At 67.8% G+C, this 23063-nt stretch carries 25 protein-coding genes and 1 pseudogene; 13 read left to right on the top strand and 13 right to left on the bottom strand.

Features of this window, described 5'->3' with window-relative positions:
* Positions 1-41: 41 nt before the first annotated feature.
* From H4W30_RS33385 to H4W30_RS33375, 3 genes are all read left to right on the top strand, one after another.
* Positions 42-1106 (top strand): DUF5925 domain-containing protein, encoded by a 1065-nt coding sequence (locus H4W30_RS33385; protein ID WP_318780712.1) that lies wholly within the window; start codon positions 42-44, stop codon positions 1104-1106.
* A gap of 53 nt (positions 1107-1159) precedes the next feature.
* Positions 1160-1450, top strand: a complete 291-nt coding sequence (locus H4W30_RS33380) for a hypothetical protein (RefSeq protein WP_192746204.1) — start codon at positions 1160-1162, stop codon at positions 1448-1450.
* 302 nt (positions 1451-1752) lie between these two features.
* Positions 1753-2859, top strand: a complete 1107-nt coding sequence (locus tag H4W30_RS33375) for a hypothetical protein (RefSeq protein ID WP_225949952.1) — start codon at positions 1753-1755, stop codon at positions 2857-2859.
* A gap of 48 nt (positions 2860-2907) precedes the next feature.
* Here the strand turns inward: H4W30_RS33375 and H4W30_RS33370 are convergent, their stop codons facing one another.
* From H4W30_RS33370 to H4W30_RS33340, 7 genes are all read right to left on the bottom strand, one after another.
* Positions 2908-3276, bottom strand: coding sequence for a YciI family protein (locus tag H4W30_RS33370; RefSeq protein ID WP_192744896.1), 369 nt, complete (start codon positions 3274-3276; stop codon positions 2908-2910).
* 107 nt (positions 3277-3383) lie between these two features.
* Complete coding sequence (locus H4W30_RS33365) at positions 3384-6101, bottom strand: helix-turn-helix transcriptional regulator (RefSeq protein ID WP_192746203.1); 2718 nt, start codon at positions 6099-6101, stop codon at positions 3384-3386.
* 159 nt (positions 6102-6260) lie between these two features.
* A complete protein-coding gene (locus H4W30_RS33360; protein WP_192746202.1) occupies positions 6261-6701 on the bottom strand; it encodes an STAS domain-containing protein in 441 nt (146 codons plus the stop codon).
* Between the two features lie 185 nt (positions 6702-6886).
* Positions 6887-7111 carry an ATP-binding protein gene (locus H4W30_RS33355; RefSeq protein WP_192746201.1) on the bottom strand — a complete coding sequence of 75 codons (225 nt, stop codon included), beginning with the start codon at positions 7109-7111 and terminating at the stop codon, positions 6887-6889.
* A gap of 179 nt (positions 7112-7290) precedes the next feature.
* Positions 7291-7845: a hemerythrin domain-containing protein gene (locus H4W30_RS33350; protein WP_192746200.1), complete on the bottom strand. Its 555-nt coding sequence runs from the start codon at positions 7843-7845 to the stop codon at positions 7291-7293.
* 152 nt (positions 7846-7997) lie between these two features.
* Positions 7998-8957, bottom strand: a complete 960-nt coding sequence (locus H4W30_RS33345) for a DUF5996 family protein (RefSeq protein WP_192746199.1) — start codon at positions 8955-8957, stop codon at positions 7998-8000.
* Between the two features lie 24 nt (positions 8958-8981).
* Entirely contained in the window at positions 8982-9632 is a 651-nt protein-coding gene (locus H4W30_RS33340) for a hydrolase (protein ID WP_192746198.1), read from the bottom strand.
* A 175-nt stretch (positions 9633-9807) separates the two neighbouring features.
* Between H4W30_RS33340 and H4W30_RS33335 the strand changes: the two genes are divergently transcribed.
* Positions 9808-10272, top strand: a complete 465-nt coding sequence (locus tag H4W30_RS33335; RefSeq protein ID WP_192746197.1) for a MarR family winged helix-turn-helix transcriptional regulator — start codon at positions 9808-9810, stop codon at positions 10270-10272.
* Positions 10273-10307: 35 nt separating this feature from the next.
* Here the strand turns inward: H4W30_RS33335 and H4W30_RS33330 are convergent, their stop codons facing one another.
* A complete protein-coding gene (locus tag H4W30_RS33330) occupies positions 10308-10970 on the bottom strand; it encodes a hypothetical protein (protein WP_192746196.1) in 663 nt (220 codons plus the stop codon).
* Here H4W30_RS33330 and H4W30_RS44630 point away from each other — a divergent pair.
* Positions 10963-13599 carry a toxin glutamine deamidase domain-containing protein gene (locus H4W30_RS44630; RefSeq protein WP_318780711.1) on the top strand — a complete coding sequence of 879 codons (2637 nt, stop codon included), beginning with the start codon at positions 10963-10965 and terminating at the stop codon, positions 13597-13599. The genes H4W30_RS33330 and H4W30_RS44630 overlap by 8 nt on opposite strands.
* Positions 13600-13610: 11 nt before the next feature.
* Complete coding sequence (locus tag H4W30_RS33320) at positions 13611-13925, top strand: YrhB domain-containing protein (RefSeq protein WP_192746195.1); 315 nt, start codon at positions 13611-13613, stop codon at positions 13923-13925.
* A 602-nt stretch (positions 13926-14527) separates the two neighbouring features.
* On the opposite strand, the gene H4W30_RS33310 is transcribed toward H4W30_RS33320, so the two are convergent.
* Together H4W30_RS33310 and H4W30_RS33305 are read right to left on the bottom strand one after the other, a co-directional pair.
* Entirely contained in the window at positions 14528-15307 is a 780-nt protein-coding gene (locus H4W30_RS33310) for a tyrosine-protein phosphatase (protein WP_192746194.1), read from the bottom strand.
* Positions 15308-15349: 42 nt separating this feature from the next.
* On the bottom strand, positions 15350-15715 hold the full coding sequence (locus H4W30_RS33305; protein WP_192746193.1) for a hypothetical protein: 366 nt from the start codon (positions 15713-15715) through the stop codon (positions 15350-15352).
* 165 nt (positions 15716-15880) lie between these two features.
* Between H4W30_RS33305 and H4W30_RS33300 the strand changes: the two genes are divergently transcribed.
* The gene (locus H4W30_RS33300) at positions 15881-16243 is read left to right on the top strand and encodes a VOC family protein (protein WP_192746192.1); all 363 of its coding nucleotides are present in this window, start codon (positions 15881-15883) and stop codon (positions 16241-16243) included.
* Between the two features lie 114 nt (positions 16244-16357).
* On the opposite strand, the gene H4W30_RS33295 is transcribed toward H4W30_RS33300, so the two are convergent.
* Positions 16358-16705, bottom strand: coding sequence for a hypothetical protein (locus H4W30_RS33295; RefSeq protein ID WP_318780710.1), 348 nt, complete (start codon positions 16703-16705; stop codon positions 16358-16360).
* Between the two features lie 375 nt (positions 16706-17080).
* A complete protein-coding gene (locus H4W30_RS33290) occupies positions 17081-17923 on the bottom strand; it encodes a helix-turn-helix transcriptional regulator (RefSeq protein ID WP_192746191.1) in 843 nt (280 codons plus the stop codon).
* 102 nt (positions 17924-18025) lie between these two features.
* Between H4W30_RS33290 and H4W30_RS33285 the strand changes: the two genes are divergently transcribed.
* The 3 genes from H4W30_RS33285 (at position 18026) to H4W30_RS33275 (ending at position 19460) form a co-directional block, all read left to right on the top strand.
* Complete coding sequence (locus H4W30_RS33285; RefSeq protein WP_192746190.1) at positions 18026-18298, top strand: Atu4866 domain-containing protein; 273 nt, start codon at positions 18026-18028, stop codon at positions 18296-18298.
* Entirely contained in the window at positions 18295-18558 is a 264-nt protein-coding gene (locus tag H4W30_RS33280) for an SDR family NAD(P)-dependent oxidoreductase (RefSeq protein WP_225949951.1), read from the top strand. The genes H4W30_RS33285 and H4W30_RS33280 overlap by 4 nt, the downstream gene beginning before the upstream one ends.
* Before the next feature lie 146 nt (positions 18559-18704).
* Positions 18705-19460: an SDR family NAD(P)-dependent oxidoreductase gene (locus H4W30_RS33275; RefSeq protein WP_192746189.1), complete on the top strand. Its 756-nt coding sequence runs from the start codon at positions 18705-18707 to the stop codon at positions 19458-19460.
* A 150-nt stretch (positions 19461-19610) separates the two neighbouring features.
* Here the strand turns inward: H4W30_RS33275 and H4W30_RS43950 are convergent, their stop codons facing one another.
* A complete protein-coding gene (locus H4W30_RS43950) occupies positions 19611-20822 on the bottom strand; it encodes a GNAT family N-acetyltransferase (RefSeq protein ID WP_225949950.1) in 1212 nt (403 codons plus the stop codon).
* 174 nt (positions 20823-20996) lie between these two features.
* On the opposite strand from H4W30_RS43950, the gene H4W30_RS33265 reads away from it, so the two are divergent.
* The 3 genes and pseudogenes from H4W30_RS33265 to H4W30_RS33255 all read left to right on the top strand — a co-directional run.
* Positions 20997-21581 (top strand): hypothetical protein, encoded by a 585-nt coding sequence (locus H4W30_RS33265; protein ID WP_192746188.1) that lies wholly within the window; start codon positions 20997-20999, stop codon positions 21579-21581.
* Positions 21582-21654: 73 nt separating this feature from the next.
* Positions 21655-22203: a hypothetical protein gene (locus H4W30_RS33260; protein WP_318780709.1), complete on the top strand. Its 549-nt coding sequence runs from the start codon at positions 21655-21657 to the stop codon at positions 22201-22203.
* 14 nt (positions 22204-22217) lie between these two features.
* Positions 22218-22931: pseudogene (locus tag H4W30_RS33255) on the top strand (hypothetical protein); the annotation flags it as partial.
* Between the last annotated feature and the right edge of the window lie 132 nt (positions 22932-23063).

Here is a 23063-nt window from a genome sequence, read left to right as displayed (position 1 = left end):
TCCCTGATGTGCGGCGGCGTCGCCGGATGGATTGTGGCGTGGTGACAGCAAGAACAACCGGAACACCCAAGCCCGTACCGACCGAACCGCTGGACCGTGCGATGTTCTTCGGCGGCAACGCGCCGATGGAAGGCGTGCTGAATTCGCTGGCGATGGAGCCTTTCATCACCGGCGCGCAGCCGCACTCACGAGCCGCCGAGATCACCGAGGTCTCCCCGGAAGCGACGCTGCTGCCACCGGGAGTCGACGCGGATCTGACGTACGAACTGGACGGGCGGCGTTCGCACCTCGCCTTCGGACCTGATTGGACACTCGTCGCGTTGCGGAGACGCGCCGGCGCCGCGACCGTATGCGTGTCCGCCACCTCCGGCGACCTGGCGGACGAGGTGCTCGCGGCCGCCGTCCGGACCGCACGGACCGGAACGCCGGGGGAGTCGGCCGTACCGGTCGGTTTCTGGCACGTGCAAGGCTGTGGTGGTGCTGGGGTGCGCGCGCCCAGGACGATGGATCTGCCGCCGTGGCAGGAGATCCGCGGCAACTACCCGCGGTCCGCGGTGGCCGCGCTCGACACGCTCATGACGGTGCGGCCGCAGGACGTCACCGGCAGGCTGGTACTCCTGCACGGCCCCGCGGGCACCGGCAAGACGACCGCCGTGCGCGCGCTCGCGCACGAATGGCGGGACTGGTGCCAGGTCGACAACGTCCTCGACCCCGAGGTCCTGTTCGCCGATCCCGGCTATCTGACGTCGGTGGTGCTCGGCGAGGAACGAGCGGACAAGCGGAAATGGCGGCTGCTCATTCTCGAAGACTGTGACGAACTGGTCGGCGCGGACGCGAAACGCGACTCCGGACAGGCACTGTCCCGTTTGCTCAACCTGACCGACGGATTGCTCGGTCAAGGCCTGGACATCCTGGTCTGCCTGACCACCAACGAGAACGTCGCGCGGTTGCACCCCGCGGTGGTCCGGCCGGGTCGTTGTCTCGCGGAGATCGAGATCCCCCGGCTGCCGAAGGACGAGGCGGTCACCTGGCTGGGCACGGGGGCGGAGATCAGCGCGGAGGGCGCCACGCTGGCCGAGCTGTACCGCCTGCGGACCGCGGTCTAGCCGGGGTTCGCCGTTCGCCGGATTCCCGGGGGCCGGGCTGTTAGGGTCCGGCCATGCGAGTGTGGTGGTGTGGCCTGGTCATAGGCGCGATCGCGCTGCTCGGCGCTTGCGGCGGGGGCGGGATGGGGAAGGGGCAGGTGGTGACCTCGACGACCACGACGGCCCCGACGACAGGCCTCGTGCAGACCACGACGCGGCCGCCGCAGACCCCGGTGACCACCACGACCCGGACGACGCCGGAGACGACGCGCACGACGACGACCCATCGCACGACGACCCATCGCAAGACGACGACCGCGAAGCGTCCGACGGCACCGCGCTACACCCCTCCCCGGAGACGCTGACGGCTCATCGAGTCCGTCGTTCCATTGAGGACAACACGGCGGTTGCTCCGGCCGGGGCCGCCTCGTGCTCATGTCGCGAAAGCCACTTTCGGGACATCAGGCGTCGCGAAAGTGGCTTTCGCGACCCCTTCGGACATCGCCGGGCCCACGTCGCGATGTACCTCTGCCGACGTGTTGCGAAAGCCACTTTCGCAACGTTGATGGTTGCGAAAGTGGCTTTCGCAACACGCCACCTTCGCCTTGGCGACACGGTCCCTTGTGGACAGTCGCACCATCCGCCCGCCGTCTGCGATCCTTGACGGGTGATGGAAAGCGTGAGGCGCGAGCTGGAGCGGATGCGGGAATCGCCCGATGCCTGGGAGGAAGTGCGCTACGAGCGTGCGAAGGACGGCGACGCGAACGCGGTGCGGCGGGCGAAGGTGTTGTGGGCGCTGCAATACGACCGTCGGCCCGATGATCTCCCGCTGGTGCGATGGCTGGCCGAGCAGGAGGCGGTGTGCCGCCACGAGGCGCCGTTCCAGGGACTGAGCGAGGAAGCCGAGCTGGCCGGGTTCCTGCTCGCCGAATACCGGCAGGTCGAGGACGTGTGGCCGCACTGGGAGATCAAGGTGGCGAACTTCGACACCTGGTGTGGTTACGACCAGGAACATCTGTTCGCCGCGGGAGTTCGGCGCACCATCGCCTTCGTCCGCGACAGCGGGCATGCCGACCGTGACGCCGTGCTGGAACGTCTGCTCGACGAGAAGGGCAGGCCCTGCGTTTCCGAAAAGGACCTGGCGAAGTGGTCGGAGCGCAAGCGCTCCCGATTCCCCGCCGATCCGGCCGCCGAGGACCAGCTCACCTGGGTCAGGCGCGCCCAGCTGACCGGCGACCGTGAACTGACCCGTCAGGAGCTGGACCGATGGGCGGCGGGCCGCGAGCGGGACAAGGAGACCCTGGGCCTGCTCCGCCATTATCTGGCCGACTTGGGGGCGTTCGCCGAGGCGGCGCGAGCGCAGCGCGAGAGCCTCGCGTTCGCCGGAAACGACTGGGACTCGGCGTCGGCTTGGCAGACCCTCGCCGGACTGGAGCGCCAGGCCGGCGACCACCACGCCGCTTGGGAGGCGCTGCGCGAGTGCCGCCGGGCCCTGGATGGCGTCTCCAGGTGGCAGGAGGTGGGGCTGGGCCGGATGTACGTCGAGGAACTGTTCCTGCTGGCCGGTTCCGCGGAGGGCGAGCTCGCCGAGTCGGTGTTCGCCGAGGCGGACCGTCAGGCTCGCGACATGCCCGGCCTGTCCTTGGTGGTGTTGCAAAGCGCCGCCGAAGCGGCAGGCAAGGTCGGTGACCGGACCAGGGCCGGGCACTACCGGAAGCTCCGCGACGCCGAGCGACAGCGCATCGACAACGCGATGGGTCGAGCCGAACGCTGATGCCGACGAATCCGCGCCGGCACCGCGTTCGTCGGCATCAGCGAACCGTCAGGCGCCGGGTTCTTCCTGGAGGGCACGCACCTCGACCTTGCTGCGCAGCGCACGCGAGGCCTGCTTGGCCCACTCGATCGCGACGTCGTCGTTCTCGGCCTCGATGATCCAAAACCCGCCGAGGTACTCCTTGGCCTCGACGAACGGGCCGGGGGTCAGCACGGGGCTGTCACCGGAGTAGTCCACCGTCGTCGCGGTCGACGGCGGCTGCAGACCACCGGCGGTCACGAACGCGCCCGCCTCCTCGACGGCGGTGTTGAACGCGCCGACGGCGGCGATGATCTCCTGAAGCTCCGCCGGGTCCATGTTCTCCATCGTCGGCTCCTCGGCGGAGTCGTGCGGGAGGCTCAGGAAGTACTTCGTCATTGTCGTCTCCTAGTCGTCCGTGCTGCTGGAAACGCTATGCGGGGCCACCGCGGGGACGCATCAGTCATCGTGACCGATGTCCGGCGACCGATGACTGGTGCCGGACATCAGACGAGGCCGGCCAGCCCGGCGCGACCGGTGACGCCGAGTTTCGGATACGCCTTGTAGAGGTGATGGCCGACGGTCCGCGGGCTGAGGAAGAGCTGCGCGGCGATCTCCTTGTTCGTGTGACCGGTGGCGGCCAGCCGTACGACCTGCAGCTCCTGCGGGGTCAACAGGGTGAGCGGGCCACTGCGCCGTGGCTCGTCGCCCCGCTCGCCGAAGGCGGCCAGCTCGCCGCGGGCACGCTCGGCCCAGAGCTCCGCGCCGAGGCTCTCGAACGCGGACACCGCGGCCGCGAGATGGGCGCGGGCCTCGGTACGGCGGCGCTGGCGACGCAGCCACTCGCCGTAGACCAGCTGGGTCCGGGCGCGTTCGTAGGGGCCGCCGTGCCGTTCCTGGATCCGCAACGCCTCGGCGTACAGCGCGTCGGCGTCGCCGTCGTCGGCCAGTAAGGCCCGGCAGCGCAGGGCGAGCCCGGTGGCGACCGGACGGTCGACGTGCTCGGCCCAGTGCAGGAACGCGGCCAGCGGTTCGTGGGCGAGATCCGGCTCGCCGCCGCGCACGGCGGCTTCCACCAGATCCGGCACCGCCCGGACCAGGAGGTCGCGGCTCGCGGGTCCCCGGCACACGGTCTCGAGCCGGTCGGCCGCTTCCTTGAACCGCCGCGCGGAAAGGTCGAGCATGCCGAGACCCCAGTCCGCGATCTCGGCGTTGACCCGGTGCCGGGCCCTGGCCCGCGGGAGCACCTCATCGGCGAGCGCCCGGCAGCGTGGCTCGTCACCCGACACGGCGTGCAGCCACACCTCCAGCGACCGGTGTGCCAGGCGTTCGGTCGTGTTCCCCAGTTCGGCGGCCACGGACGCGCCTTCCGCCACACACGCGCGGGCGTCCGCGAACTCACCGCGGAACATCCGCGCCACGGCGAGCACGTTCAGGGTGTACGGGACCCAGCCCAGCGCCCCGGTGGCTCGAACCTGGGCCAGCATGTCCTCGATCCCGGCGGCGACGCCGTCGTCGTCCGCGATCATGAGCCCGCCGAACCCGGCCGTGACGCGATGCATCAGGTCGTTCCCGCCGCCGCCCGTGGTGGTGTAGAGGTCGCGCATCGGGCCGACGGCCGCCTCCGGGCGCCCGGCGAAGAGCTCCGCCCACCCGAGAAGCGCCGCGACTACCGGTGCCCAGTGCTCCGGCGGGGTGAACCCGTGCATCAGGTCGACCACACGCCGCAGCAGGTCGTGCGCCGCTCCGTGCCGGGCGGCGTGCACGGCCTCGAAGAAGTTGAGCGCGGCGCGCTCCGGATCGGTGTCGCGCACCAACTCCGCGGCCCCGATCGCCAGCTCCGCATCGGCCCGTGGGGAGGTGCGTTCGTACTCCACGGCGCCACGCGTGTAGATGGCGTCGGCGCGGACGCCGGTGTCGGTGGTGAGCGAGAGTGCTTCGGCCGCCAGCCTGGCAGCGCGGTCGGCTTTGCCGGCGTCGAACGCGGCCTGGCTGGCCAGGGCGATACGCCGGGCCTTCAGTTCGCGGTCGGCGCTGAGCCTGCCGGCGCGGTCGTAGGCGGCGGACACCGCCATCGCGCCGCCTCGGTGCCAGGCCCGCTCCGCCGCGCCTTCGAGTTCGGCGGCCACCGTCTCGTCCGGTGCCGTGGTGGCGGCGGCGAGGTGCCACGCCCGGCGATCCGCGTCGGCCTCCAGCGCGTCGGCGTACGCGCGATGCACCTCGATCCGCCGGTGCAGCGGCGCGTCCTGGTAGGCGGCCGCCCGGACCAGCGGGTGACGGAACGTGATCCGGCTCTCGATCCGGAGCAGCCGGTCGCGCTCGGCGGGCGCCAGATCGCCGGGGGTGCCACCGAGGGCCTCGATCACGTGCAGGATCGTCGCGAGCGGCGCCGCCGTGTCCGCCGCCGCGGCCAGTAGCGCGCGCTGGGTGGGTTCGGGAAGCTCGACGATCTGGCGGCGGAACGTCTCCTGCACGCGGCGGGTCACCGGCAGCGGGCGCACATGTTCGGCCGGGTCGGGCTCGTCGGCGTCGTGTGCCGCGAGCCGCGACGACCCGAGTTCGATGATCGCCAGGGGATTGCCGACGGACTCCGCGAGGACCCGGGCCCGCACCGGTTCGACGAGCTCCGGCGCGTGGTCGTCCAGCAGCCGGGCGGCATCGGGCGCGGCGAGACCGGACAGATCCACGACCTCGATACCGGCGATTTCGAACGGCGCCGACGTCTCGCGCACCGCGAACAGCATCGCGATCGGGTCGGCCACGAAACGGCGGGCCGCGAACAGCAGCGCCTCCACCGAACCCTGGTCGAGCCATTGCAGATCGTCGACCACGCACAGCAGCGGGGCGTCCTCGGCCAGATCGGCGAGCAACGACAGGGTGCCGGCGGAGATCAGGAACCGATTGGCCTCGTCCCCTTCGGCCAGTCCGAAAGCGCACCGCAAGGCCGTGGCCTGGGGAACGGGCAGGGCGTCCAGCCGATCCAGGTGCGGAAACAGGAGTTGGTGCAGGCCGCCGTACGCCAGCTCGGAGTCGGACTCGACGCCCGCCCCGCGGACCACGCGCATCCCCTCGGCTTCGGCGATCGACACGGCCTGGTCGAGCAGGACCGATTTCCCGATGCCCGCCGCGCCCCGCAGCGACAGCACTCCGCTACGCGCGTCACGCGCGTTCGTCAGCAGACGCCGGATCCGCGCCAGCTCGACGTCCCTTCCCACCAGCGACATGCGGTCACCCTAGAGGGGCGATGCCACACGGTGTCCGGGATCGGGGCGAACCTTCCGGATCCGGCCCCAGATGTCCTGCAACCCAGAGCTGGCTGCGCGCGACAGCGCCCCCGGATCCTCGAAGCCCTGCTCACCGCCGACCGTTAGGGGCCGGCCGGTTCAGTGCCGTGGCCGCCGGTTCGCGGCGTCGAGGGCTTCGTCGATGGTGTGGTAGAGCCGGAGCACGACGTCGAGACCGGTGACTTCGATCGGTCTGATGACGGGGCTGTTGGAGTCCACGACGATGCGCAGTGACTCGCGGAGCCCTTCGGCGTGGTTGTGGGCCGTCACGAGGGCGGCGAGACCGGCGGAATTGAGGAAGTCCACCCGGGTCAGATCGACGACGCACGCCCGGCTGCGGGAGTCGTCGAGTACGGCCAGGATCGCCCTCTGGAGGTCGGGGGCGGTGTCGTTGTCGACTTCGCCGGTCACCGTCACCAGGGCATGCTCGTCGAGCCGATGGCTGCGGGCGTCCATCCCGGGCGGACGCGCGGTCGGTGACGGGATCGAGCCGACGAGGGCGTGACCGTCCTCGCCGGCTCGGGTCGGGTATCCCGTCATGGGCTGGCCCAGGACTGTGCCGCTTTCAGATGCGGGGCGTGGCCGCTGCTGCCGTCACGGTCCAGGGTCAGCTCCGCCCAGACGGTCTTGTACTCGCCTCGGTTACGCACCCCCCAGGTCGTGGCGAGCCGGTCGACCAGGATCAGCCCGCGCCCGCCGCCCGCGTGCGGTGTTCCGATTCGTGGCTAGTGCGAGGAGGAGTCGTCGACCTCGATGAGCAGCCGCTTGCCCTCGTCCCTCAGCTCCAGCCGGCAGGCTCGGGGCGCGTCACCGTGCCGGTTGGCGTTGCTGACCAGTTCGTCGGTCACCAGTACCGCGTCGTCGACGGTGAGGCCGCTGTAGTGCACCAGCAGATCGCGGACTCCGGAACGTACGTCCCGGCTCGGGGTCGCTTCCAGGTCGTAGGCCACGTCGCAGGGCTTTGCCTCATTGCGCGGAGAAATCCCCGGTCGTGTCGACATCCGTCCCACCCGCCTTCGGTTGTAGGCGACAAACTCGGACACATCGCGCAATGAAGAAGGGTTACCCAGCCGGGACAAGGACAACCTCGGACCGCGAGCGGCACCCGTCCTGGATTTCGGGACAGGCTTCAGGAATCGTCGTCCTCAGAGGACAGCAAGCCGGACTTTTCGGCCCGGGCCACCACCTTCTTGACGAACTCGATCGAACCGCAGTCCTGGTCGAGCAAGGCGTTGCGGCGCGAGGCCCACGCCGTGCCCAGATCCTGCCGGACCTTCTCGCTCACCTCGGTGCGCGCCGGGTTGAGAATCGTCTGTTCTTCCTCGCCGATGTGGTGCATCAGCGCCTCGGCCAGCTTCTCGACCGCGTCATCGAACTTCTGGGTGTCGGTGCCCTTGCATTCCAGCAGGTTCAACAGCGCCTGGTTGCCTTCCGCGTGTTCCTCCTCTCCGTGTTCCTGCTCGTGTTCGTCGATGGCGTCCTTGCGCCGCAGGGCGGGATAGACGTCCTGTTCTTCGGCCTCACCGTGGGCGATCAGTGCCGCCGACAGCGCGGCCCGGGCACCTTCACGGTCCGCGGTCGCGTCCCGCAGATCACGGAGGAGCTGTTCGAAGAGGCGGTGATCGTCGAGGATGAGGTCGACGACGTCACCGGCGACAGGGCGGGGAATGGTCACGGCAGTCATAGGTCGAGAATTCCCGTGCGGCGGCGGTCCGGCAACTCGAGGCACGATCGCGGTCTTGCCGTTTACGCGGTGGCGAGCGGACCCGGACGCGCTCGCCGACCGAGTCGGGGCCGCGTTTCCGCACGACGTGGGCGCGAAGCCACACTAAGCCCTCAGGTGCCGCTGTTTCCTTGCTTCGTAGCGTTTCCGTGCCAGCGGAAGGGGTCGTCTTCCAGTGCGGAGCGGTCCCAGTTCCCGCGGTTCGCGGCTGCTTCGTAGGTGCTGTGGAGGAATTCGGCGACGGCGCGGTCGGGATCGGGTGCGGTGCGGGCGGCCTCGTACGGCAGCAGGAACTGCTTGAACTCCGTGCTGAAGTACGCGCCTTCGGGGCCGATCGGCTGATCGGCGAACCCCTCCGGTTCCGGGTAGGCGTAGGAATAGAAGGCGCCTTCCTCGCCGCCACCGGGCCAGAACCCACAGCTGGACAGTTCGCGGGAGTAGCCCTCGACCATGACCCAGTCGCCGCAGTTGGGCGCTCCTCCGGGATGTGGCGGGGCCGTCCGCCCGGAGAAGCGGGTGCAGGCGAGATCCATGGCTCCCCAGAAGAAATGCACGGGACTGACCTTGCCGACGAAATGCGACCGGAACTCGCCGATCACCCGGTTCGCCTGCAACAGCTGACGCCAGAACAGGGCGGCCGCCTCGCCGTCGTAGGAGGCGTGGGTGTGGTCCTCGGCGAAGGGGATCGCGGGCTCGACCTCGTTGGGGTGCGGCCGGATCGGCGCCTCGATCCCGAGCCGGTCGAGCGTGTCCATGATCCGGGCGTAGAACTCGGCGACCGGCATCGGCCGGAGCGGGAAGCTCAGGGCTCCGCCGTCGCTGCCGCGGACCTCGAGCCGGTGGCCGACGAAGTCGAACTCGATCTCGAAGGCTCCGGCGCGGTAGGGGATCGCGGAGGTCGTCAAACCGCGCGGGCTGACATAAAGCGTCACCTGCCACCAATGGTTGACCAGGGGAGCGTGGGCCATGCGGATCTTGCCCACGATCTGGGTCCACATGTGCAGGGTCTCGCGGGTGGGGGTCCAGTCCGATACCCGAAGGCTCGGCCAGCTCGTTGTCGCGGGGCTGGTCATCGGTCTCACTTCCTTGTCTCGGAGCTAGGCGGTGGTGGCGGGCGTGTTGAGCAGTTGCGTCTCCCAGGCGAAGGCGACTCCGGTACCGCCTTGGTGCTGCGCGGCGATCTCCACGAGCGCCGGGATGGTCGCTTCGCGAGCCCAGTCACGCTGCAGCTCGGCCTGCACAGCGACCCAGGTCATCGGCACCACGCCCGCCTGGACCATGCGCCGCACGGCCATGTCGTGCGCTTCGACCGACACTCCGCCGCAGGCATCGGTCACGACGTAGACGGCGTAGTCGTCGTCGAGGGCCTGGATCGCGGGCATGGCAACGCAGATCTCCGTCCAGAGCCCGGCGATGATCAGCTTCTTGCGCCCGGTCGCCCTGACGGCGTCCACCACGCGGCCGTCCTCCCAGGTGTTGATGAGCGTCCGGTTGATCGGCTTCTGGCCGGGGAAGACGTCCTGCAGCCCCTGGATCAGGTTGCCGCCGCGCTCCTCCATGACCGTGGTCAGGATCGTCGGGATGCCGAACGCCTTGCCGGTCTTCGCGAGCCCGACGGCGTTGTTGACGACCATCGTCGGCTCGTGGCTGTTGAGGCCGGCGAACTGGAACGGCTGATGGTCGATCAGCACGAGGACGCTCTCCTCCGGGGTCAGCAAGGCATCGAGCCCGGTCTTCTTGGCGCTCATGGTGGATCTCCTTCTCGTGTGTGGAGCAGCGGACCGGAGCGACGTTCCCGTTTTGTTGACGCGTCTACAACTACTCGACTTTTGTAGACGCGTCAACATTGTTGGTAGGCTCCGCGGATGGTGCACGCAGGGATCGAAAAAGGGCGGTCGGGTCGTCCGGCGCCCCTGACCGCTCATGGGTGAGGCGCGCTGGCTCGACGAGCGGGAGGCACGCGTGTGGCGCGGGATGATCGGCGTGCTGCCGCGGCTGACCGCGGTGCTGGAGCGCCAGCTGGTCCAGGACGCGGGGCTGTCCGCCGCGGAGTACACCCTGCTGGTGCCACTTTCGGAGGCGCCGGACGGGGTGCTGCGGGCGCGTGATCTCGGCCGGATGGTGAGCTGGGAACGCAGCCGGATCTCCCACCAGGTCATCCGGATGGAGAAGCGTGGCCTCGTCGTCCGCGAGGAGTGCGACGAGGACGCGCGCGGGTCGATGGTGCGGCTCACCGAGGCGGGCCGGAAGGCCATCGTCGCCGCCGCTCCCGCCCACGTCGCCGCTGTCCGGCGATATTTCATCGGTGCGCTCACTGATACCGAGCTCGATGTCATCGGACCCGCGCTCGAGCGGGTCCTCGACCGGCTCCCCGACGACGTCGGATGATTCAGGCTCGCTCGATCATCGCGAACACTGCCGAGTTAGTCTCTGGTGACGCCGGCGCTGAGCAAGTACCGCTCGGACATCGAATCCGTCGAGGGCAGGGCTCCGGCGGACATGATGTAGTCCGCGGCGATCGCCTGGGGTTCGACATCGGCCGGCGCGTGCGACAGAAAAGCGACGAGCCGGTCCGGTCGCCGGCCGGCGCCGCAGGTCGCCTGTCCGGCAAGGAGATCGCTGCCCGGCTGGTGATCGCCCAGCGCACCGCCGATGGCCCTGTCGAGCGCAGCCTGGCCGAACTCGGCTTCACCGATCGCGCAACTCGCGGCATGGATGACGGGCGGGGAGTCCGAGACCAATGACGCCGGCCGGATCGAGCAGGCCGACCGGTGATTCACCATTGAAAAAGGCGGCCGCGAGCCGTTGTTCTTGCCGCCGGTCGTGGAAGGCGGCGCCGGAGCAGGTGGGCGCTGAGACCTCGCCGGCGGCCGACCCACCGGGTTGCGCGCGATACTGAGCGTCTTTCCGTCTACCTGGGGCGCATGGGGGACTTTCCGCAGCGTTGCGATGATCGCGATGGCGTCGCGCGGAATGTACCCGGAATGAATCCTCGCTGAACCAGCTGGTGGCACCCTCCTCGCCGTGTGATCGCCACCGCGTGACGTGGCGGCGCACAGCACGCGATGGGAGGAATTGGTGACCAAAGGAGTGGATCTTTCGAGAGCGATTCTTTATTCGGTGTCCGGTGGTGTCGTGGTCGCGGCGTTCGGTCTGCTCGGCACGGCGCAGGCCCAGGCGGAACCGAGGGACACGGCGGGAACGCCCAGCGCGCCTGCCAAGAAGGCGAGTAGCGCGAACAACGGCGGTTCGGCGAATGCCGCGGAGCACCGGCAGCAGAAAGACGACAGGAAGAAGGCGTCGAAGCGGGTGTCGGGGAGCCATAGCGGCTCGGCGAATGCCGCCGAGCGGCGTCAGGAGAAGGAGGATAAGAAGAAGGCGTCGAGGCGTGTGGCGGGGAGTCATAGTGGTTCGGCGAATTCTGCTGAGCGGCGTCAGCAGAAGTTGGATGAGAAGAAGAGCGGGAAGTCCAATAGCGGTAGTTCGGCGAATGCCGCCGAGCGGCGTCAGGAGAAGGAGGACAGGAAGAAGGCGTCGAGGCGTGTGGCGGGGAGTCATAGCGGTTCGGCGAATTCTGCTGAGCGGCGTCAGCAGAAGTTGGATGAGAAGAAGAGCGGGAAGTCCAATAGCGGTAGTTCCGCGAATGCCGCCGAGCGGCGCCAGCAGCAAGAGGACAAGCGGCGGGCCGAGAGCAGGCAGAGGGACTACACGGAGAGCCAGCGCGGCGGTTCGCCCGGGACGGGGTTGAAACGTCAGCTGGAGGCGGCGCGGGAGAAGGGGCAGACGGCTGAGGTCGGGCGGTTGGAGAAGCAGAAGTCGCAGCAGGACGCGCGCCGCAAGGCTGAGGAGGACAATAAGCTCCGGGAGTATCAGCAGCATGTGCCCGCGTGGAAGGCGTACGGGGAAGCCCAGCGTGGCGGTTCGCCCGGGACGGGGTTGAAGCGTCAGCTGGAGGCCGCGCGGGAGAAGGCGGACCGGTTGACGGTGAGCCCCGGATCGGCGGTGACCGGCGGCGACGCCCTCGTCCGAAGAGGACGGCAGGCCGCAGCAGCCCAGGCCGAGGTGCGGCGGCTGGAGCAGCAGCAGACCCGCCAGGCGCAACGCCGTCAGGCTGAGGAGGACAAGAAGCTCCGGGAGTATCAGCAGCACGTGCCCGCGTGGTCGGCATACGGGGAAAGCCAGCGAGGCGGGGCGCCGGGCACAGCGGACAAGCGGCGGAAGCTGGCGGAGGAGGCCCGGATCGCGCAAGGGCAGTTGGATTACATCGACGCCACGCGGGGCAAGGAAGTCGGTGCCCGCAGGGCGCAGGTGGTGGAGCGGCTGCCCGATGGGAACCTCCGGGTCACCGACGCCAAGTCGCTGCAGTCGGCGGTCGTCGCGCCGAAGGACTTCCTCCACCCGCCCAAGTCGGTGGAGGCCGACTTCGCCACCGCCCCCGACAAGGAGATCGTGACCCAGCGCAAGAACATCGAGGTCGACGACTGGCAAAAACTGCCGGGCGGCAAGCACCCCGGCATCTCGGTGGGTTCCACGAAGGACGGAAAACTCGTCGCGGTCTCACCGGGGGCCCTTCGGGCCGACGTGGCCGCGAAACTCCGCGATGGCTGGGAAGTGGAGAAGGGGACCAGCACGGCCGACGGCCGCAAGGTCACCATCTTCCACCCCAAGGCCCAGTTCCAGACCAACTACGAGGACCTGGAACGACAATGGCAACGCGTCGCCCCGAACGGTCAGGTGGACGGCGCCCAAGTAGGCAGAGCCCTCGCCGGCACCGCCGCCCTCGCCGTCGACGGGACCGTCAACATGGGGCTGGGGAATGTCTACGGAACGGGTAAGGACTGCATCGGTGCCGGTAAGAACTGCGGTGACTTCGTCGTAGAGTCCGCACTGACTGCGGCGAACGTGGTTCCGGTCGGACGCGTCGGCAGGCTCGGGAGAGCCGCGGAGGAAATCGGTGGTGCCGCAGCGCAGGTTCCGAAAGGCCTAAGTAAAGGCGAGACCGTAAAGCCGCTCGGAAGCCGATCGGTCACACCGTCGAATCAGGTCCGTGCCGTCCCGGCCACACAGATACCTCGCACAGCGAGGACAGCCTCCCCGCCTGCACGCTCGACACAGTCCGGGCCCGGTTCGCCGGGCGCCAGGATGCCGGGTTCTCATCCGATCAGCGCCAACCAGAGCAAGTCCGGGGCGCGAAAAGCTCTGCCTCGCCGATGGCAGGATTTCAACATCCCAGGCGGTGGAGTCTCTGAACCCGCGATTCACCACGCGAGCGTGGAGGCGGGAATCGCGCGGCAGCTGCTACGCCGCCAGTACCCCGGGGTCCAACGAGTCAACGCACGGAATTATTGGACCGGAAGCCGATACCATAAGCAGAATTGCACGCGTTGTGTCGTAGCCGTCGAGCGAGCATTGACCTATCGAGGGCTACCGGTCATCGCCGGCAAGACGTCGGGGCCGGTCCCGATGAAGAAGGTCGCTGAGCGGTTGGGAGGGCAGTGGAAACCCACGACGGGATACGATGACGTGATCAGGCAGATGCGGTCTGCTGGAGAAGGAGCACGCGGTGTCGTCTACATCTCCAGGCCGAACGGAACGGCCCATGTCTTCAACGTCGTAAATGACCGGAACGGTATCGTCTTCCTGGACGGTCAGACCGGCCGGCTCGCCACGCTGGAGCCTAACGTCACCAATGTGTCCCTGCTGAGGTACAAATGAAGGAGAGGTTCATGGAGGTCAGTCGAGCTGATGCCATCGAGCAGGCGCGCACTGCGCTTCGCGACTACTACGGCGAGGATCTGCGCGACGACGAACTGGGCGAAATCGTTGTGCGGGAAGAACTGATCGAGGAATACCCTACTGCATGGACGGTCCCTTTCGCTTCGGAACACTTCATCAACTCCGGCGATGTGAACTACGCCCTGGCTCCGAGCGTGCTTCTCGTGCCAAAGGACGGGTCGACTGCCCACTACCCGCCCACAGCGATTCCCGTCGAGGAATATCTGGCGGATGTCGCGTCCGGTCGTACCAAATGGCTCGCGTAACCGAGTACATCCGAACAGGATGAGCATTCTTCCCCGCGAAGCGCTGCACATGCCCACCGCTTGGCCCGATTAGGACACGAGAGCGAGTTTTCTCGGACGTGCACCGAGAAAGCCTGAGCAGAACGCCTTCGGCGCACGTCATCGGGCGCCTGGGGGTAAAGGTCGCTTAGCTTGAGTTGATCAACCAGTCGACCAGTGGATTCTTGTCGGCGACCGCGGGACGCGTCCCTGTCTGTCCATTATGGATTGTTGCGGTTGTGACGGCGGAGGCATGTGGGGCATTTGGATGCGAGGGTCGTGAGTGGACAAGTTGTCTTACAACCCGAAATGCCACCCACGACCTTCGCCCCACCGCCGACCCCCACGAACACGACACGTTTGACTTTCGGCTCAAGAACCGACCTTGCTCTGCCGGGTCCCGCGCCGTGCGCCTGGTGAGGGATCTGCTGGAGCAGCCGATGAACGCAACGCCGCCCCACCTCCGCGAACTCCTGGTCGACCGTGGTCAGCGGCGGGATGAAGTAACCGGCGTCCGGGATGTCGGACGCTCACCGATGCCGAGCTCGATGTCCTCGACCGGCTTCCCGACGACGACGGATGATTCAGGCTCGTTCGATCATCCGGTCGCGAACACTGCCGAGTTCGTCGCCGGTGACGCCGGCGCCGAGCAAGTACCGCTCGACATCGAATCCGTCGAGGGTCGCGATGACGGCCTCTTCGGCCGTGGTGTCCCGATCAGCGAGGGCGGCCTGGATGGACGGTCCTTGGTCGGCGGTTCCCATGGCTGCGAACAGGGCTTTGAGGGCTTCGGCGGACATGGTGTAGTCCGCGGCGATCGCCTGGGGTTCGACATCGGCCAGCGCGAGCAACAAAAGAGCGACGAGCCCGGTCCGGTCCCGGCCGGCGCCGCAGTGGAACAGGACACCACCGGGATCCGTGCGGGCGATCGCCTTGACGACGGCCGCGCAACGCTCGGCTTTGCGCTGGAGGAAGACGGGGTAATAGAGCGGGGAGCCGTTGAGCCGCTCACGGTTGACGTGCTGCCAGAACCCGATGTCGTCGATGTCGTCGAGCGGGACTTCGATCCGGTCGACGCCTGTCGGGATGGCGGGACCTTCCGAGGCGGCGGTGAACTGTGCCGAGCCCGCCTGGGCCGTGAGCGGCGTTTCCGTAGGCCGGATCTCGTCCGCGTTGCGGAGGTCGATCACCGTGCGGACACCGCACTCGCGCGCTTGGGCCCAACCCGTCTCCGTGACGAAACGGAGGTCCGCCGCCCTGAAGAACGCGCCATGACGCGTCGTGGCACCGGATTTGGTGGGTAGTCCGCCGAGGTCCCTGGTGTTGAAGAAACCCTCCCAGGCCACCGCTCTGCTCGTGCTCATCGTCCGGGCGCTCCCTCGTCGATCAAGCCGGGTCTGTGTCCGCTAATCATCGAGGTAGCGGTATCGCTTGTCGCCTGGCGAGATGAGCACCTGCCCTTGGTGAATCCGCCACTCACTCATGCCGTCGGCCTCGTGGCCGGCGAAGAACAAGCCTCGGACCAGGTCGTTGTCCGGGTCGGACGCGGGGAGTCGCGCGATGCTTCCGAGCTGGCCGAGTAGCCAATCAACCGCTTGCTGCCGGATATCGCCGCCGTAGAAGACGTAGCGGGTCCAGTTGAAGGGTTCGCGGGGCAGGCTCCAGCCGCGTGTGTAGAAGCCGTCGTCGTGCGCCGAGATGATCTCTTGGATGGCGGCGAGTTGCTTCTGGTCGCACTCCAGCCAGCCTCTGACCGACACGTAGACGCCCATGGTCTGTCCTCTCGTGCTTGCAGTGCCGGGCAGCGGAACTCCGGTCGCCAACGTGGTCCTGCGGAATCGGCCAGGCCGGACCACGGTTGGATTCGTTGACATAGAGCATGCAGGCTGATTACGAAGGATGCGAACCTGCTCGGCGATGCGGACGGAGAGCTGTTCATGCGAGTCATCCGGGTGACGGCCGACCTCTCGGTGCCCGATCTGGACGAAGCGAAGGCCTTTTATACCGATTTCCTCGGCCTTGATGCGCAGGACATGGGCCTGGACTGGGTTACGCGCGTCATCGTGCCTGCTTCGGGCGAACACATCCAACTGCTCACGCGGGACGCTACCGGGCCCGAGAACCCGCTGCTCTCGGTCAAGGTCGATGACGTCGACGAGGCGTACGCCACCGCGCAACGTCTCGGCTATGAGATCGTCCACCCACTGACGACGGAGAGGTGGGGTGTCCGCCGCTTCTTCGTCCGAGCACCAGGCGGAACGGTACTCAATATCGCTCAGCACCACGACCCGGGCGAGTAGCGCCAGGGGCGCTCCGCGGACGAGGTCGAACCAGCCCGGAAGCGGCTCGCCATGACCGCCAACCAGTCCGGAAGAGCTGACCCATCCACCGCGATATGGCAGGTTTGCCGGGCGTTAGCGCACCACTCGGCGATACCGCACCGCGCGACGCCCGGCGGGCAGCGCGAGACGGCGAACGAGGTAGGTGAGAAACGCGCCGATGGCCAGCCAGGCCAACGCGGCAAGGCCATCGTTGAGCAGGACCTGCAGCTTCGCGTCACCGGGGGTGAACAACCCCCGCAGTCCCAGCGATACCGCCGCCGACCAGCTGTCGACGAAGGAGGCGAAACCGTTGCGGGGGTTCGCCTCGCCCAGCACGAAGACGATGTGCAGCGCGAGCACTATCGCGAACAGGGCGCTGACGACGGTGATCACCGTGCAGATGATGGTGACGACCCTGATCCGGCCACGATCCGGGTCCACGACACCTTCCTCGAAGGCCGCCGGCGCCGGTTCCTCGATGGGCCTGATGCGACGGGTCGGATCGCTTCTGTCCGGGTCCGGCATGTTCATGGCAACCTCGCAGGTCAGCGGATTCACCCTGGTGTGGTCAGTGTAGGCCCGCCTCTGCCCGTCCGCCGGTTGTCGTGACTGGAAGACAACCGAGTCGCCACAGGGATTCCAGGGCGGCAAGTGGCACGTCATCGAAGGCGACGGCGCGGGCAGGCCAGGTGGGTGGTTTTTCGTACTGCGGAGCTGAGGCGACTCGAATCCCTGACCACTGCTCGCAAGGTTCGGTCTCGTTGTCGACAGCGTCCGCTCATGCCGGACAGCGGACGTGGGGTGACCGAGAGCGGGTTAGGTGTCGACCGTGCGCGTTTGGTTCGTGGTCGCGTGGAGGCTGCTCAGCAGCGCGAGCGTGTGTGCGCTCGGGGTGGCGGGTTCGGCGTGGTAGATGATCAGTTGCTGGCCGGGGGCGCTGCGCACGTCGAATGCCTGGTAGGTAAGGGTGAGCGGGCCGACGTCGGGGTGCACGAGGTGTTTGGGTTCGCGGGTCTTGCCGCGCACCTGGTGCGTTTCCCACAGGTCGCGGAAGTGCGCGCTGCCTTCGCTGAGTTCGGCCACCAGGTGTCGTAGGGCGGGGTCGTGCGGGTTGAGACCTGCGGCGACCCGCAGGTTCGCCACGGTGGCTTGTGCGGTCCAGTCCCAGCGCGCGTAGAACTGTCGTCCCGCGGGGTCGAGGAAGGTCATGCGGGCGAGGTTGTCCACCGCACGGAATGGTGAGAACAGCGCGTCGGCGAGGGCGTTGGTGGCCAGTACGTCCAGGATGCGGTTGAGCACGAAGGCCGGGGTGTGCGGGTAGCCGTCCATGAGTTGCCGCAATTCGGGGCTCACCGTCTGCGGCACCGGCGTGAGTGTGTTGTCCGGTGTGGCACCGGCCAGCCGGTACAGGTGCTCGCGGGCGTCGGGGGCGAGATCCAGTGCGCGGCACAGGGCGTCGAGCACTTGCGGTGACGGGTGGGTCTCGCGGCCCTGTTCCAGCCGGGTGTAGTAGTCGACGTTCACTCCCGCGAGCACGGCGACTTCTTCGCGGCGCAGCCCGGTCACCTTGCGGCGGCCGGAGTAGAGCACGCCCGCGTCTTCCGGAGATCGTTGTGCACGGCGCGCTCGCAGGAACGCCCCCAGCTCACCACTGCCCATGGCGATCATGCTAAATCGCCGCGCGTCCGGTTGGGTGGGTGCGGCACACCCAGTCACCACACGTCCTGCCGACGCCGTTCGTCGTCGCCGACGCTGGTCGGTATGACGAGCGATATCGACGTGGTCGGCATGTGGGTCACCGCGGACGGGCATATCCGGCAGGAGCTGCGCGCCGACGGGCGCTACGACGAAGCACGCGGCGAACGGCGTAGCGCCTACACCGGTCGCTACACGGTGACCGGGAACCACCTCGACTACGTGGACGACACCGGCTTCACCGCGACGGGCGACATCCGCGACGGCGTGCTCCACCACGAGCATCTCGTCCTGTATCGCGAGTCCGCCGCCGATCATCGAGGGCAGGCGCGGCGATGAGCCTGCCACCGGCCTCTGGCGACTTGGAGGGCAAGGTCGCGTTGGTCGCCGGTGCTGCCCGCGGGTTCGGCGCGGCCACGGTCGCCTGGCTGCACGCCCGCGGCGCGCGAGTGCTGGCCACTGACCTCCGCCCGGAAGTGGACGACCTCGCCGCCCGGTTCGACCGGGTGTCCACTTTGGTCGGCGATGTGTCCAGAGAGGACACCGCGGTGCGGTCGGTGGCCGCGGCGATCGACCGGTTCGGCGGCCCCCCGGTGTGATCGAGACCGACCTGCTCGACGACTTCCGGGCCGACAGCCCGAGGTGATCGGCTTCCTGGCGTCACCCCGCTCCAGCTTCGTCACCGGCGCGGTCATCGCCGCCGACGGCGGCTACACCAGCAGACACAACGAGAAAGGAACGGATAATGCCTGGACGGCTCGCCGGCAAGGTCGCGTTGATCACGGGCGCGACCGGCGGCATCGGACAAGCCACCGCGGAACTGTTCGCCCGCGAAGGAGCCGGCCTGGTCGTCACCGACGTCTCCCAGGACACCACGGACGAGCTCGCCGCGCGGCTGAAAGCCGAGGGCACCGATGCGCTGGCCGTCCGGTTGGACGTCTCCTCACCGGAGAACTGGAGCACGGCGATCGAGCTGACCCGGCGGCGCTTCGGCCGTCTTGACATCTTGGTCAACATCGCCGGTGTCCTGGACTGGCCCGGCATCGAGGAGACCACGAAGGACGGCTGGGACCAGGTGGTCGCGGTCAACCAGACCGGCACCTGGCTCGGGATGAAGACGGCCATGCCCCTGCTGCGCGCCTCCGGCAACGCCTCCATCATCAATACCTCCTCAGTGCTCGGCCTGGTCGGCAGTGGAGCCGCCGCCGCGTACCAGGCGACCAAGGGAGCCGTGCGGCTGCTGACCAAGACCGCCGCCGTCGAATACGCCACCCGCGGCGTCCGGGTCAACTCGGTGCACCCCGGGGTCATCGCCACCCCGATGATCCAAGCCGTGCTCGATGAGCAGGGCGACCGGCAACCCGACATCATGCGCACCCCCATGCGGCGCGCAGGCGGCCCCGCCGAGATCGCTCCCGCGATGCTGTTCCTGGCCTGCGACGAATCCTCGTTCATCACCGGAACCGAACTCGTCGTCGACGGCGGGCTCACCGCACACTGATGGTCAGCCCTGGGGTGGCGTCGTTCGTTGGTCCGGGGAGGCGCCGAGGAACCGGCGGGCGTTGCGGGTGGTGAGTTGTCGCCAGGTGGGATCGGTTCCGGGCCAGGTGGTGTCGAGGCGCCGGCTGAGCACCTCCTCACCGATGGAAAACTAGCGCCAGCGCATCATGTAGGTAGGTCCGCTGTCGTCGTGGCGCGCGTCGCGTTCGTCGAAACGCCATTGCGCGAACATCGTTCGTGCGACGGCGGGCGGCGTGGTACGGCGAGCCTCCAGCAGCGCGTCGAGCTCAGTGAGGCGCGCGGGTTTATGGTCCCCCGCATCCCACGCTCTCACGTAGAGACGCCAGGCTTCCTGTTCGAGGGCGAAACTCTCGTCGTCGATCGGCCAGACGGAGAACTGATCACCGTCCTCGAACAAGCTGTTCAGCCTGACGAAGTAGTGGGGAATGCCGGAGATGTCGGCGACACCGGCTTGCGGGCCGCTGTAGCGCTCGTTTTCCACATGGACGTGTTCGAAGCCGATGGAGATCAGCTGCTCCCGCGTGGTGTGGCCGCGGTCTTCCAACGGAACGATCGGGACGGGGTACTCGGTGTACCAGCCGGCGGCACGGAAACCGAGCCCGCGGTACACCGGCTCGTCCTCGGCGGACGCTCGGATCGCCACGGTGTCGTAACCGGCGGCGCGAGCACGCTCCACAGCGGCCAAGGTCATGGCACCGCCGAATGCCCGGCGCCGGGAGGCGGGCAGCGTGGAGATGTTGTAGATACCGGCGACCTCGGCGTGCGGGAAAATCTCGCCTGCGCTCACCGGCTCGCCATGGTGGTAACCGATCAGATAGTGCGCCGGACAGTCCTCGGCGAGGGCGGACGGACCCACACGATCGTAGAATTCTCCAACGGCGACGGCTGGTGGATTCCAGCCGGCGGCAAGGATTCGGGCGTAGTCGGCGAGTTCCTCCGGGGTGCGGACGCGGCGGACCTCCAGATCCGGGTACGGGCCCGCACGCAAGATGTCCGCTGTGCGGCCGCACATCACGGCTTCCGTCTTCCCTGCCGTCAGTTCGACGGAGCCGAACGGCATATCCGCGGAATTCGGACCGGCCGACCACGAGAAGGCGCGGCCGGTCAAACGCAGCTTGAACGCCGTGAGGAAGAGACGGTTCTTCAACTCATCCGGCGCGAAACGAGCATTCGCGACGATGTTGAAGATTTCGGCACCGGTACCGACATCGCCTTCGATACCGCTGTCGGCGATCACCAGATCGCCGGTTTCCGTAACGGTCATACCGTCGGTACGTCGATGCAGGTGACAGGCATGTTCGGCAACGTTCGCCTCGATGCGCTCCGTGAGCCCGGCATACATGGGCTCACCGTACGGTCGCGGTCGGCAACCGACCACACAATTCGCCACCGGACTCCGTGCTGACGTGCCACGCGCTCATGCCGATGGCCGGACGATCGGCGCGACGATAGGGAGGGCGTTGCCCGACGCTTCACATGCCGTGATAATCGCGGCATGTGGGGGAAACGTACGTGTGTGGTGGTGCTGCTCGCGCTGGCGTTGGCAGCATGTGGTGGCCCGTCGTGGGAGGACTACAAGGCCGCGGCGACGAACGGCACCATGGCTGACCGCGAGCTGCACGACCGCTGGGTCGCGGATCGATTCGCCGAAGTGGAAAAAAGCACCCCGTGGGCAGAATGGGGCCCGGCGAGAACCGTCATAACCTGCGAGGTCGACCGTGCTTCGTCCTTCGGTCAGGCCGATCCGAACACCGTGAGCTGTGCTTCGAGCTGGGTGCGGCAGGCAGGCTTCGATGGCGAGCTGCCTGACCGGATCCGTTCCTTCGACGACATCGTCAGGGCGCACGAGTGGTTCGGACATGCAGACTCGATCGCTCAGCCCATCGACTATTACCGCCAGTTCCGGGGTCGCCCGGAGGGCCCGAACCGGGTCTACGACGCGAGTAACCTTCCCGGCGTCGGTTACTCCCGGCACCTGGACGACGCCACTCGCATCGGACTCGGCGAGTCCTGGACCGAACGGGACAGCCGGTACTGGAGCGCCCTGAGCCGTCGTCGGACCTTTTCACCCACACCAGCGGGCCGGTCCAGCATGCCCTGATCGCCGACCAGTTGACCCGCCATCGCTACGTCATGACCCTGACCATGCACACCACTAAGACCTATCCGATGCCGTGAGCGAACACCGTCGCCGCCGCGATGTGACCGCAACGAAAAAACCGCCCTACCTCGGCAAGTCTGCCAGGTGGGCGGTGTTTCGTACTGTGGAGGTTAGGGGACCTTACTCGAACATAAAAGACCAGGTCAGAGCCCTGGAAGAGCTCCGTGAGAAGCTTCCCAGCCTCGATACGCCCGAGCCGCCGTCGATCGAGCGCGATCGGCCCCGGCGTGCCCGACAACTCGGTGCCGATCAAGTCGTGGAGTTGATCGCGGGCTATCAGTCCGGCGCGACAGTGTACGAACTCGGTGACCGGTTCGGCATCGAACGACGAACGGTCAGCAACATCCTCCACCGGCACGGCGTACCGATGCGCCGCCGCGGACTGTCCCCCGACCAGGTCGACCACGCCATCCACCTCTACAACCTCGGCTGGTCCCTGGCACGAGTCGGCGAACACCTGGGCGTCAACCACACCACCGTGCTGAACAAGCTGCGTGAACGCGGCATCCCCACGAGAGACAGCCATGGACGTCCGCGCGTCGAAGCAGGTGATCTTCGATGACCCGGCCCGCAGCTATGTCAGTTCGATCAGGTTCGGACGCGGCCACCGTCGTGAAGGCCGTCACCGTGATCATGGGCGTCGTCGTCGGTCTCACCTTCCTCTTCGGCTTCGGCAACGTCCTCAACCTCGCCCTCCGGCTCGGAGTCCCAGTCTGGGTCGCGCCGCTCGTCGCACCCGCGGTCGATCTGTCGATCCTTGGTCTGCTGCTGGGTACCCGGCATCTGGCACTCGCTGGCGCGTCGGCGGAGGTACTGCGGCCGGCTCGTCGACTCCTGATCTTCGCGAGCGTGGTCACGTTGGCGTTGAACGTGGCCGACCCAGTAGTGGCAGGTGAGTACGGAAAAGCAGCCTTCGACGCCGTCGGGCCGCTCCTCTTGATCGGCTGGGCTGAAGTAGGCCCGAGCTTCCTACAGGCAATCGGTGAATGCAGTGCTTCGACGGCCACACGCGGTGCGGTTGCTGAAGAGCAGCCGGAGGTACTCGTGCGGGAGAAACCTGGAGCCAGCCCGGCTGGCAGCGATAGCAACGAGGACGAGGTAGCTGACCGGGATGGGCCCGGCCTGACGCGGCAGAAGCGTTCGCCGGAGAAGCTCTTGTCGTTGGCTCGGGAAGCAGACGCTGCGCATCGTGCCGCGCACCAGAAGCCAATTTCGGCGGACACGCTTCGTGTTCAGTTGGGCATAGGTGCGACTCAGGCGCGGCGGCTGGTCAAGGCCGTGCGTTCCGAGTTTCAGGCGCGGATCGAGGGCGATCAGCGCCTGAGCAGCGTTCCGCAAGACGCAGAGCGGGGGAGCCTGTTGCCGCCTGACGTACACGTTTACGACATCGTGAGCGGTCGCGGCGTTGAACGAGGTCAGGGC

Source organism: Amycolatopsis roodepoortensis (genome assembly GCF_014873915.1).
In the GTDB taxonomy this organism is placed as follows: domain Bacteria; phylum Actinomycetota; class Actinomycetes; order Mycobacteriales; family Pseudonocardiaceae; genus Amycolatopsis; species Amycolatopsis roodepoortensis.
This window is presented reverse-complemented; position numbering and strand designations above follow the sequence as displayed.